Consider the following 12,382-nt stretch of genomic DNA (forward strand, 5'->3'; position numbering starts at 1 on the left):
ACCGCCGCCTCTCTACGGGGAGTTGAGAGGGGCGACGAGACCGGACTCGTACGCGACGATGACGAGCTGCGCGCGGTCCCGTACCGCCAGCTTGCCCATGATGCGGCTGACGTGGGTCTTCGCGGTGAGCGGGCTGAGGCCCAGCGTGTCGGCGATCTCGGTGTTGTTGAGGCCGCGCGCGACGAGCGTGAGCACCTGGCGTTCGCGGTCGGACAGGCCGGTCAGCGTGGAGTCGCCGTGCGGGGCGGGGATCTCGGGGGCGCGCAGCACACGGGAGATCAGGCGGGCCGTCGGACCGGGCGACAGCAGGGCCTCTCCGGCGGCCACCGTCCGTATGGCGTCGAGGAGTTCGGCCGGGCGGGTGTCCTTCACAAGGAACCCGGAGGCGCCCGCGCGCAGCGCCTCGACGACGTGCTCGTCGGTGTCGTACGTCGTCAGCATCAGGACCTTCACCCCGGCGAGGTCCTCGTCGGCGGCGAGCAGCCGGGTCGCCTCGATGCCGTCGAGGTCGGGCATGCGGATGTCCATGACGACCAGGTCGGCGCGGGCCGACCTGGCCAGCTCGACGGCCTCGCGGCCGGTGCCGGCCTGGGCGACGACCTCCATGTCGGGGGCGGACTCGACAAGCATGGCGAAGGCGGACCGCACGAGGGTCTGATCGTCGGCCAGCAGGACTCGGATCGTCACGGTGCGGCCTCCGCTGTGGGCGCGGTCGCGCCGTAGGTCGTCGGGCTCTCGTCGGCGGGTGCGGGTTCGTCGTGGTGGCCGGCGCCCCGCGGCGGAGCCGCTGATCGATACTGCTCCGCGCCCCCATGGGGCAGGGTAGCCGCCACCCGGAACCCCCCGCTCTCCCCCGGTCCGGCCTCCACCACGCCGCCCACACTCCGCGCCCGCTCCCGCATCCCCACGAGCCCGAACCCCGGCTCCGCCGAACTCGAAGGGCCCGTACCGTCGTCCACCACCGAGACCTCCACCGCCCCGGGAACGGCCCGCACCGAGACCCGCACCGACACCCCGGGCCCTCCGTGCCGCACCGAGTTCGTCAGCGCCTCCTGCACGATCCGGTACACGGCGGCGCCCACCGCGGGCGGCAGCTCCCCGGCGTCCACCTCGCACTGGACCGCGGCACCGGACGTACGGGCCGCCTCCGCCAGCTCCGGTATCCCGTCCACCCCCGGCAGGGGCCCGCGGGACTCGTCCGGCGAGGAGCGCAGCACCTCCAGCGTGGCGCGGAGTTCACCGCGGGCGGAGCGGCAGGTGCCGGCGATGTCGTCGAGGGCCTTGGCGACGGCGGCCCGGTCGAGGCGGTCGGGGTCGGCGTTCAGGACGTGGGCGGCGACCGACGTCTGCACGCCGACCAGGGTGATGCTGTGCGCGAGCAGGTCGTGCAGGTCGCGGGCGACGCGCAGCCGCTCCTCGGCGACCCGGCGCCTGGCCTCCTCCTCGCGGGTGCGCTCGGCGCGCTCGGCCCGTTCGACGACGGAGTCGACGTACTGCCGGTGCACCCTCGTGTAGACACCGAGCAGGACGACGGCGACGATCCAGCCGGAGATCTGCAGCGCCTCTCTGCCCTCCGCCATGCCCTGGCTGAACTTGACGACCAGCATCAGGCCGATGACGGCCGCACCGACGAGCGCGGAGCGCAGCGGGCGCCCTGTCATGGCGACCGTGAACAGGGCGACGAGGGAGACCAGCTGCGGCGCGGTGTGGTTGTAGTCCATGGCGTGGTACGGGCCGATGCAGACGACGACACCGAGGAACGAGACCAGCGGTGCGCGCCACCGCCAGATCGCCGGGATGTGCGCGGCCATCAGCAGCGTCCAGCCGACGGCGTCCGGCCGGCGCCCGTCGCCGTGGACGCCGAGCGCAAGGCCGACGGCGACGGCGGCCATCGCACAGGCGAGCACCACGTCCTGGCGCAGCAGCCGGGTGGGGCCCGGCCGCCCGCCGCGGCGCACGGGATCTTGCAGCATCAGCATGCCTTTGACGTCCACCGGCTCATCTTCCGTCAGGAGGGCGCCCCTCCGGCAGGGAGGGGCGCCCGGTTCGGTCAGGGGGTGCGGGCGAGGACGGGTTCCTCGGCCGGTGGCGGTGCGGCCGCGGCGGCCGTACGGGACAGCGCCCCCGGCCACCACACCTTCCGGCCGAGCGCGAGACTGGCCGACGTCACCAGGTACGTACGGACGAGGAACGTGTCGAGGAGCACACCGATCGCGATGACGAAGCCCAGCTCGACGAGTTGGACCAGCGGCATATTGGTGAGCACGGCGAACGTCGCGGCGAGGACCAGCCCGGCGGACGCGATCACGCCGCCCGTGGTGCGCAGCGCGGTGAGCGCCGCCGTGCCGGTGTCGGCGCCGCCGAGCACTTCCTCGCGCATCCGGTGCATCAGGAAGATCCCGTAGTCGACGCCGAGGGCGACGAGGAAGACGAACGAGAGGAGTCCGAGCCCGGGGTCGGTCCCTTCGAAGCCGAAGACCGGGCCGAAGACGAGCCCGCCGAGGCCGAGCGCGGCGCCCCACACGGCGACCACGGCGAGCAGCAGCATCAGCGGCGCGACGAGCGAGCGCAGCAGCGCGACGAGGATGAGCAGGACGGCGGCGAGCACGATCGGCACGACGACGAGCCGGTCGCGGGCGTTGGTGTCCTTCAGGTCGAGCTGCTGGGCGGAGGGCCCCCCGACGTAGGCGCCCTGCTTGTCGAGTCCGTCGCGCAGCGCCTCGATGGTGGCGGTCTCGGCGGCGCTCTGCGGCACGGCCTTGGCGACGACGCTGATCTCGGTCCAGCCGTCGCCGCTGCGTCCCACCCGTACGTCGGCGACGCCCGCGGTGTCGCGTGCGGTGGCCGCCGCCCGGTCGGCGCCCCGGGTCGGCGCGATGACGGTGAGCGGCTGGGTGCCGGTCTCCGGGTAGGCGGCGGCGAGGGTCTTCATCGCGGCCACGGAGTCCGGTGTGCTGGTGAAGGAGTCCTCCTGCTTGACGGCGCCGGGCAGGTTCAGCGCGCCGAGGGCGAGCGCACCGAGCGCGACGGCGCCGACGCCGAGGACGGTGAGCGGCCTGCGCCCGGCCGACGAACCCATCGCGGAGAACAGCGACTTGCGCGCCTTGGGCTGCGATCCGTATGCGGGGACCAGCGGCCAGAACACGCGTCGGCCGAGCAGCACGAGCACGGCGGGCAGCAGCGTCAGCATCGCGACGAGCGCGCACAGCACGCCCACGGCGCCCAGCGGGCCCATGCCGCGCGAGGAGTTGAGGTCGGCGGCGAGCAGGCACAGCAGCCCCGCGGCGACCGTCCCCGAGGAGGCGAGCACGGCGGGCCCGCACCCGCGCAGGGCGACCCGCATGGCGTCGTACGGCCGCTCGACGCGCCGCAGTTCCTCCCGGTACCGGTTCACGATGAGCAGCGCGTAGTCGGTGCCCGCGCCGAACACGAGGATCGTCATGACGCCGGAGCTCTGCCCGCTGATCGTGGTGCCGAACGCCGAGTGGAGCCCGTACGCGACGCCCATCGACAGGAAGTCGGCGACGCCCGCGACGACGAGCGGCACGAGCCACAGGAACGGGCTGCGGTAGATCAGGATCAGCAGGATCGCGACGACGACGACGGTCGTGTAGAGCAGCGGTCCGCCGAGCGAGTTGTACACCTCGCCGGCGTCGGTGGCCAGCGCCCCGGGACCGCCGACCTTCACGCTCATCCCGGCGTCGGTGTCGTGGGCGATGTCCCGTACGTCGTTCACGAAGGCGTCGCGGAGCTTCTCGTCGGTGCCGGGCGCGTTGCTGGCGACCGGGTACATCAGGGTGTCCCCGCTCTTCGAGGGCACGCCCTCGGGATCCCCGGCGAGCTTGAACTCCTCCGCGATGCGGGCGACTTGCCTGCCCGCGGTCTCCTTGTCGCCGGCCGTCAGTCCGCCGTCCCGGTGGTACACGAGCACCAGCTCGGTCGTCTCACCGCCCGGCAGCCGGTCCTGGATCTTCGCGACCTGCGTCGAGTCGGCACTCGCGGGCAGATAGTCGACCGCCCGGTCGTGCTGCACGTCACCGAGCTTGCCGGCGAACGGCCCGGCCAGCGCGAGCACGGCGATCCACATCGCCAGCAACGTCCATGGCAACTTCCTCGGCAGTCCCCCCATGAGCGGACCCCCATCTCTCTCGTCCCGAAATCCGACGAGTCCAGCCTCTTGGACGACCGAGCGGGATTCGTCGGACGAGAGATCGAGGGGTGCGCTACTCCCGGGGTGGGCCACGGGGCTGTAGTACTCCCGCGGGAGTACTACAGCCCCGCAAGGGGCGCGGGGAACTGCGCGACCAGCCACAACGGCGCGGCGCCCACGCACAAACCGCAACCGGCAACGGCGCTGAAGTCCCGGGGCTCCGCCCCAGACCCCGCTGCTCAACCGCCGCAGAGGCTTGATGTGCCCAGCCCCGTCAGGGGCGCGGGGAACTGCGCGACCAGCCACGACGGCGCCGAGGCTTGATGTGTCGGCGTATCAGCGGGGCGTGCGCGCCGCGGCGACCAGCACCTGGTCGACCTCGTCCGTGCAGAGCGTCAGCGCCGCCCCCACCGTGCGGAGCACATCCCGCTCGGCCCCGGAGTACGGGCCGTCCGCGAGAGCGATCCGCGCGCCCTGGAGCAGGATCGACTCCCGCCCGGCCGGAGCCAGATGCGGGGTGAGCGGGTCGAGCGCCTCGTGCAGTTCGATGGCGAGCCCGGCGCCGCCCCCGCCGCACTGCTCGGGCATCCGCATCCGTCCCGCGTCGCTCATCAACGCCTCGACCAGCGCGGCGAGTTGCACCTCGGAGCAGTCGTCGAACCCGGCCCCGCGCAACGTCCCCACCGCACACTCAAGAGCGGACCGCGACGACACCCCGCCGGCGGCGAGCACCGCGAGGACCACCGTGTGCACGGCGTCCCGGAGCATCGCCGACAGACGGTGCGTGGTCGGGTGGTCGAGGGCCTCCGCGCCGAACCGCTCCTCGCAGGCCGCGCACTGCACGACGGGCCCGGTCTCGCCGCGCGGCAGCACGGGCACGCCGAGCACGCTGAACCGCCGCTTCCCGGTGCGCCGTTGGTAGTTGCGATCGCCACCGCAGCCTGGGCAGAAGAACTCCCCGTCCCCCACGGTGGTCCACGCGGTGTGCACGCCGAGGACCCGGGAGAGTCCGGCCTGTCGCATACGTCCCCAGATCGGCAGCACGTCGCACACCTCCGTAACGGCGCCGCAACATCGCGGCGTTGGCGTGATGTTAGCCACATTGTTGATGCGACGTCAGTACCTTGGTCACGCCGAGGTCACGGAGCGGGGCCCCAGTGGCCGATACACGCCACGGCCCCGCACACCCACAAAAGGTGTACGGGGCCGCGAACGGGCAGCTCAACCGCCTCAGCGGGTCGCGCGGTTGACGGCGGAGACGACCGCCTTCAGCGACGCACGTGTCGTATTCGCGTCGATGCCGATCCCCCACAGAACCTTGTCGCCGATCGCGACCTCGATGTACGAGGCGGCCACGGCGGACGCACCCTCGCTCATCGTGTGCTCCTGGTAGTCCAGCAGGCGGGCGTCGATGTCGATGCCTTGCAGCGCGTGGAAGAAGGCCGAGATCGGACCGTTGCCGGTGCCGACCAGGACCTGCTCGACGCCGTCGACCTCGGCCTCGACGGTCAGCGTGTCGACGCCGTCCGTGTCGGTGGTCGTCTGGCCCGTCTTGACCTGGATGCGGCCCCACGGGTTGTTCGGGTTCGGCAGGTACTCGTCCTGGAAGACGCTCCAGATCTCCTTCGGCGTGACCTCGCCGCCCTCGGCGTCCGTCTTCGCCTGGATGACCTTGGAGAACTCGACCTGCATCCGGCGCGGCAGGTCCAGGCTGTGGTCGTTCTTCAGGACGTACGCGATGCCGCCCTTGCCGGACTGCGAGTTGACGCGGATGACGGCCTCGTAGGAGCGGCCGACGTCCTTCGGGTCGATCGGCAGGTACGGGACGGCCCACTCGATGTCGTCGACGGTGACGCCCTTGGCGGCCGCGTCGGCCTCCATCGCGTCGAAGCCCTTCTTGATGGCGTCCTGGTGGGAGCCGGAGAAGGACGTGTAGACCAGGTCGCCCACGTACGGGTGGCGCGGGTGGACCTCCATCTGGTTGCAGTACTCCCACGTACGACGGATCTCGTCGATGTCGGAGAAGTCGATCTGCGGGTCGACGCCCTGCGAGAACAGGTTCATGCCCAGGGTCACCAGGTCGACGTTGCCGGTGCGCTCGCCCTGGCCGAACAGGCAGCCCTCGATGCGGTCGGCGCCGGCCATCAGGGCCAGCTCGGCGGCGGCGACGGCGGTGCCGCGGTCGTTGTGCGGGTGGACGGACAGGCAGACGTGCTCGCGGCGCGACAGGTTGCGGCCCATCCACTCGAAGCGGTCCGCGTGCGTCGACGGCGTCGAACGCTCGACCGTGGCGGGCAGGTTGAGGATGATCTCGCGCCCCTCGGCCGGCTGCCACACGTCGCAGACGGCCTCGCAGACCTCCAGGGCGAAGTCCAGCTCGGTGTCGGTGAAGATCTCGGGGCTGTACTGGTAGCCGAACTCGGTCTCGGGGCCGAGGATCTTCTCCGCGTACTCCATGACCAGACGCGTGCCGTCGACGGCGATCTGCTTGATGTCTTCCTTCGAGCCGCGGAAGACGACGCGGCGGAAGACCGGCGCGGTCGCGTTGTACAGGTGCAGCGTCGCGCGCTTGGCGCCCTTGAGGGACTCCACGGTCCGCTCGATCAGGTCCTCGCGGGCCTGCGTCAGTACGGAGATCGTCACGTCGTCCGGGATCGCCCCCGGCTCTTCGATGATGGAGCGTACGAAGTCGAAGTCGGTCTGGCCGGAGGCCGGGAAGCCGACCTCGATCTCCTTGTAGCCCATCTTGACCAGCTGGTCGAACATCCGGCGCTTGCGCTCGGGCGACATCGGGTCGATCAGGGCCTGGTTGCCGTCGCGCAGGTCCGTGGAGAGCCAGCGGGGAGCGACGGTGATCCGCTTGCCCGGCCAGGTGCGGTCGGGGATGTCCACCTGGTCGTACTGGCCGTACTTGTGGATCGGCATGCTGCTGGGCTGCTGGCGGTTCGCCATGATGCGTGGGCTCCTCGAGAGGTGGGCCGGTCAGTCGGCCGACGGCGCAACGCCAGACTCCGCGGGGAGGGGGTCGGCCTCGACTACAGGCCCTCGCCGCGGCAGCTAAGGAGAAGCAGCCCGATACGCATGATGCCGAGCACACTAGCCCAGGCTCGCCGGGGACGGAGGCCCGTATCAGTATGCGGGACCGCCGTTAGGTAACGGGTAAGAGGTGATCAATACCTCTATTTCACTAATCATGGTTGCAGGTAGTGACAGCGGCATGACCCAGTGCCACATTGCCACGCATGACCGCCAACCAAGCGGGGAACCCGAAGGGGTTCGAGCCCGTTTTCTGCACCATCGTGCCGCCCCACATCCTCGACAAGGCCGCCCGTGCCGAGGACTCCGCGATCGCCGCCAAGGCCCGCAAGACCCTGGAGCGCGACGCGTTCGAGCGCACCCACCGCCGGATGACGACCGTCATCGGCGCTCCGTCCGTGGCGCCGCCGCCCGAAGCGGGGGCTCAGAAGCCGCACCGCACCATCTACGACGCCAAACACGGCACCAACCTGCCGGGGCGCAAGGTGCGCGGGGAGGGCGACAAGCCCGGCAAGGACGCGACCGTCAACCGCGCGTACGCGGGCCTCGGCGCCACCTTCGAGCTGTACCTGGAGAAGTTCGCCCGCTACTCCATCGACGGCAACGGTCTGCCGCTGATCGCGACGGTGCACTACTCCGAGGACTACAACAACGCCTTCTGGAACGGCGAGCAGATGGTGTTCGGAGACGGGGACGGCGAGATCTTCCTCGACTTCACCATCCCCGTCGACGTCATCGGCCACGAGCTGACCCACGGCGTCACGCAGTACACGGCGAACCTGACGTACTTCGGCCAGCCGGGCGCCCTGAACGAGTCGATGTCCGATGTGTTCGGCTCGCTGATCAAGCAGTACACGCTGGGCCAGACCGCCGCCGAGGCCGACTGGCTGATCGGCGCCGGACTGCTCGCACCGCGCATCCACGGCGTGGCCCTGCGCTCCATGAAGGCCCCGGGCACCGCCTACGACGACCCGGACCTGGGCAAGGACCCGCAGCCCGCCGACATGGACCACTACGTGCGCACCGGCCGCGACAACGGCGGCGTGCACATCAACTCCGGCATCCCCAACCACGCCTTCTACATCCTGGCCGAGTCGCTCGGCGGGCACGCGTGGGAGCGGGCCGGGCAGATCTGGTACGACACCCTCACGGGCGGCAAGCTGAAGCAGGACTGCTCGTTCGCCGACTTCGCGAAGGAGACGGTGCAGTCCGCGCAGGCCCGCTACGGCGGCGGCGAGGAGTACCAGTCGGTGCTCAAGGCGTGGGAGCAGGTCGGGGTGCCTACTCAGTAGGCGCACGCTGCGGTAGACAGGGAGCCATGCGGATTCAGGTCTCACGCACGGGCGGATTCGCCGGCATCGACCGGCACGCGGCCGTCGACACGGCGGGCCGTGCCGACGCCCATGAATGGCACGCCCTGGCCGAGAAGGCGATGGCCTCCGGCCGGGGCACGCCACCGATCGGCGTGCCCGACGGATTCAGCTACACCATCACCGTGGACGGGAAGACCGTGTACTGCGCGGATCCCCGCCTCACCGAGGAACAGCGCAAATTGATCACGCGGGTGCTCAAAGAAGGGGCGTAACACCGAGCGGGCTCAACTCCCTGTCACTGCACGGCCGTTGACTTCCTACCGGTCGGTACGGAAGATCGCGGCCATGACAGCGACCCCGGACGACGCAGCCCTGCCCCCGTTCCCGCCCGGTTTCCTGTGGGGCGTCTCCACCTCGGCCCACCAGATCGAGGGCGCCGTCGAAGGGCGCGCGCCCTCCGTCTGGGACGTGTTCGGCGACGAGCCCGGCCGGATCAAGGACGGTTCGACGGCGCGGACGGCCTGCGACCACGTGGCCCGCTACCGCGAGGACGTGGCGCTCGTCCGGGACCTCGGCGTGGACGCCTACCGCTTCTCCGTCTCCTGGCCGCGAGTGCTCGCACCGGGCGGCCTCGACTTCTACGACCGGCTCGTCGACGAGCTGTGCACGCAGGGCGTACGGCCCGTGCCGACGCTCTTCCACTGGGATCTGCCGGTGGGCCTCGACTGGCTGGAGCGGGACACGGCGTCCCGTTTCGCGGAGTACGCGGCGACGGTCGCGGCCCGCCTCGGCGACCGCGTCAGCAAGTGGATCACCCTCAACGAACCCGCGGAACACACCCTGTTGGGCCATGCGCTCGGCGAGCACGCCCCCGGCAAGAAGCTCCTCTTCGACGCGCTGCCGGTGGCCCATCACCAGCTCCTCGCGCACGGACTCGCGGCGCGGGCGCTGCGCGCGGCGGGCGCGGACGACATCGGCATCGCCAACTCGCACGGCCCGACCTGGCCCGCCTCCGACGACCCGGCCGACGTCGGGGCGGCCGACCTCTACGACGTCATCCTCAACCGGCTCTTCTCCGACCCGCTGATCCTGGGCCGGTACCCCGAAGGCTTCGGCGAGCTGATGCCCGGCGGCGACGTCGGGGCCGACCTGAAGGTGATCTCCGAGGGAACCCTCGACTGGTACGGCATCAACTACTACCAGCCGACCGAGGTGGGCGCCCCCGGCACCGAGGACGTCGAGTTCGCCGGCCTGACACTCCCCGCCGAACTCCCCTTCTCCGTACGGAGGATCGAGGACTACCCGACGACGGACTTCGACTGGCCGGTGGTGCCCGAGGCCCTCACGGAACTGCTCACCGGCTTCCACGAGCGGTACGGCGACCGGCTGCCCCCGCTCGTCGTCACCGAGAACGGATGCGCGTACGAGGGTCTCGACGACCGGGACCGGATCGCCTACCACGACGGCCATCTGCGGGCGCTGCACCGGGCGTTGGAGGCGGGCGTCGACGTACGCGGCTACTTCGTCTGGTCGCTCCTGGACAACTTCGAATGGGCCGAGGGGTACTCGAAGCGGTTCGGCCTGGTCCACGTCGACTACGCGACGCAGGTGCGCACGCCGAAGGCGTCGTACGGCTGGCTGCGCGACGCCCTGCGCGCCCAACGCCCGTGACAGGGCTCGCCCTCGAGGAGCCCGGCCGGCGGGTCGGGCGGGGCTGGACGGCGGCGCTCTCGCTCGCCAACGGGGCGATCTGGGTGGGCTGGTACGGCCCGCTCCAGATCCTCCTCGCCCGCCAGTGCGAACACGTCGCCCCCGGCGCCGGCATGTCGAAGGAGTCGCTGCTCGCGTGGGTGACCGGGGTGGGCGCGGTGGTGTCCCTCGCCGCGAACCCGCTGTTCGGGGCGCTGTCCGACCGGACGGTGTCGCGCTACGGGCGGCGCACGCCGTGGATCGTGGCGGGCGCGGCGGGCGGCGCGCTCTCGCTGTTGCTGCTCGGCGGCGCGGACGCGGTCCGGGTCCTGTTCGTGGGCTGGTGCCTGGTGCAGCTCACCCTCAACGCGTCGTTCGCGGCGGTCACCGCGGCCGTCCCCGACCGCGTGCCACGGCTTCAACGGGGCTCCGTGGGCGGCTGGTTGGGGGCGGCGCAGATCCTGGGCGTGGTCGTCGGCACCGGCCTCGCGACGGCGGCCGGCGGCATCGGCGCGGGATACGCGGCCTGCGCCGCCTTCACCCTCCTCGGCGTCGCCCCGTACGTACTGCGCCATCCGGACCTGCGCCTCGACCCGGCGGCACGGCCCCCGTGGTCGTGGCGGGAGTTCGCGCGGGGCTTCTGGCTGAGCCCGCGCACGCACCCGGACTTCGCCTGGGCATGGCTGACCCGCTTCCTGATCAACCTCGGCAACGCACTGGTCCTCCTCTACCTCTTCTTCTACCTCCGGGACCAACTCGCCTACGACGACCCCGAGTCGGGGGTCCTCGTCCTCACCGCAGTGAACGGGGCGACGCTCCTCGCCACCGTGGTCGTCGGCGGCGTCTGGTCGGACCGGGTGGGCCGACGCAAGCCGTTCGTGCTGTGGTCGGGCGTGCTGATGGCGGTGGCGACGGGCCTGCTCGCGTGCTGGCAGACGTGGCCGGGCGCGCTGGTCGCCGCGGCGGTCCTCGGCATCGCGTTCGGCGTCTTCACATCGGTCGACTTCGCGCTCATGACGGACGTCCTGCCGAAGGCGCTCGACCGCGGCAAGGACCTCGGCGTCATCAACATCGCCAACTCCCTGCCCCAGGTCGCGGCACCGGCGCTCGCCGCGCCTCTGGTCAACGATCTCGGCGGATACCGGGTGCTGTACCTGGTCGCGGCGGCGGTGGGCCTCGCCGGAGCAATTCTGGTGCGCCGGATCCGAGGCGTCGCATAAGGTCCGGCCATGCCTACCGATCTTCTCGCCGAGCTGGAGAGCTACTACGACGCCGTGCCGCGCGCGGCGTCGCGCGTCGAGGACTTCGGCTCCCTCACGCTCTTCGTCCGCGAAGGCGCGGGCTGGCCGTACTACGCGCGTCCCGCCCTGCGCGCGGACGCCCCGCCGCCGAGCGTCTCCGACGTACTCGAAGTCCGCGCCCGGCAGCGGGAGTTGAAGATCCCCGAGGCGTTCGAGTGGGTGGCCGAGACGACCCCGGGCCTGCGCGAGGCCGCCGAGGCGGCGGGCCTGCGGGTCCACGCGCACCCCCTCATGGCACGCGAGGCGGGGGGCCCGACCGGCGAACCCCACCCCCTGGTACGCGTCCTGGACGCCGACGACCCGTTCCTGGCGGGGGCGCTCGCGCTGCCGCACGTGGCGTTCGCGCACCCCGGCACCGCGGTCGGCACGGCGGGCGCCACCGAACTGACCGCGGCGCTCACCGAACGGGCCACGGACGGGGCGCTGCCCGGTTACCAGGCCCGGATGCGGGCCGGGCAGGTCGTCGTCGCGGCGGCCGTCGAGAACGGGGTCGTGGTCAGCTCCGGCCTCCACCTGCCCGTCGGCACCGTCACGGAGATCGCCGGCGTCGGCACGCTGCCCGCGTCGCGGCGCCGGGGCCTGGGTCTGGCGGTGACATCGGCGCTGGTCGCCCATGCGGTGGCCTCCGGCGTGAGCACGGTGTTCCTCTCGGCCGGTGACGACGATGTGGCCCGCATCTATGCGCGGCTGGGCTTCACCCCGGTGGGCACGGCGATGATCGCCGAACCCGCCTGATTCAAACGCTGATTGAGCAATTCAAGCCCATCTCGGCACCGGTCGAGCACTTCAAGCCCCTGCGGCGATTGAGCAGCGGGGTCCGGGGCGGAGCCCCGGGGCCTCAGCATCGTTGCCGGGTGCGGCTCCGTGGGGGCTGGTCGCGCAGTTCCCCGCGC

The 12,382-nt window shown here is 71.6% G+C and carries 10 protein-coding genes; 5 read left to right on the plus strand and 5 right to left on the minus strand.

Features of this window, described 5'->3' with window-relative positions; translation table 11 throughout:
* Positions 1-12 precede the first annotated feature (12 nt).
* The 5 genes from AB0L37_RS18075 to leuA all read right to left on the minus strand — a co-directional run bounded on the left by AB0L37_RS18075 (position 13) and on the right by leuA (position 7,102).
* Positions 13-687 (minus strand): response regulator transcription factor, encoded by a 675-nt coding sequence (locus tag AB0L37_RS18075; protein WP_365505792.1) that lies wholly within the window; start codon positions 685-687, stop codon positions 13-15.
* Entirely contained in the window at positions 684-1,979 is a 1,296-nt protein-coding gene (locus AB0L37_RS18080) for a histidine kinase (RefSeq protein ID WP_365506213.1), read from the minus strand. The genes AB0L37_RS18075 and AB0L37_RS18080 overlap by 4 nt, the downstream gene beginning before the upstream one ends.
* Before the next feature lie 71 nt (positions 1,980-2,050).
* Complete coding sequence (locus tag AB0L37_RS18085) at positions 2,051-4,129, minus strand: MMPL family transporter (RefSeq protein ID WP_365505795.1); 2,079 nt, start codon at positions 4,127-4,129, stop codon at positions 2,051-2,053.
* A gap of 357 nt (positions 4,130-4,486) precedes the next feature.
* Complete coding sequence (locus AB0L37_RS18090; protein WP_365506216.1) at positions 4,487-5,173, minus strand: TerB family tellurite resistance protein; 687 nt, start codon at positions 5,171-5,173, stop codon at positions 4,487-4,489.
* 207 nt (positions 5,174-5,380) lie between these two features.
* On the minus strand, positions 5,381-7,102 hold the full coding sequence (gene leuA / locus AB0L37_RS18095; RefSeq protein ID WP_365505798.1) for a 2-isopropylmalate synthase: 1,722 nt from the start codon (positions 7,100-7,102) through the stop codon (positions 5,381-5,383).
* A 290-nt stretch (positions 7,103-7,392) separates the two neighbouring features.
* Between leuA and AB0L37_RS18100 the strand changes: the two genes are divergently transcribed.
* The 5 genes from AB0L37_RS18100 to AB0L37_RS18120 all read left to right on the plus strand — a co-directional run bounded on the left by AB0L37_RS18100 (position 7,393) and on the right by AB0L37_RS18120 (position 12,224).
* Complete coding sequence (locus AB0L37_RS18100) at positions 7,393-8,478, plus strand: M4 family metallopeptidase (RefSeq protein ID WP_365505801.1); 1,086 nt, start codon at positions 7,393-7,395, stop codon at positions 8,476-8,478.
* Between the two features lie 26 nt (positions 8,479-8,504).
* Positions 8,505-8,771, plus strand: coding sequence for a protealysin inhibitor emfourin (locus AB0L37_RS18105; RefSeq protein WP_365505804.1), 267 nt, complete (start codon positions 8,505-8,507; stop codon positions 8,769-8,771).
* Positions 8,772-8,844: 73 nt separating this feature from the next.
* Positions 8,845-10,170 carry a GH1 family beta-glucosidase gene (locus AB0L37_RS18110; RefSeq protein ID WP_365505807.1) on the plus strand — a complete coding sequence of 442 codons (1,326 nt, stop codon included), beginning with the start codon at positions 8,845-8,847 and terminating at the stop codon, positions 10,168-10,170.
* On the plus strand, positions 10,167-11,408 hold the full coding sequence (locus AB0L37_RS18115) for an MFS transporter (RefSeq protein ID WP_365505810.1): 1,242 nt from the start codon (positions 10,167-10,169) through the stop codon (positions 11,406-11,408). Before AB0L37_RS18110 ends, AB0L37_RS18115 begins: the two co-directional genes overlap by 4 nt.
* Before the next feature lie 9 nt (positions 11,409-11,417).
* Positions 11,418-12,224, plus strand: a complete 807-nt coding sequence (locus tag AB0L37_RS18120) for a GNAT family N-acetyltransferase (protein WP_365505813.1) — start codon at positions 11,418-11,420, stop codon at positions 12,222-12,224.
* Positions 12,225-12,382: the final 158 nt, after the last annotated feature.

It is taken from the genome of Streptomyces sp. NPDC052225 (assembly GCF_040679615.1).
In the GTDB taxonomy this organism is placed as follows: Bacteria; Actinomycetota; Actinomycetes; order Streptomycetales; family Streptomycetaceae; genus Streptomyces.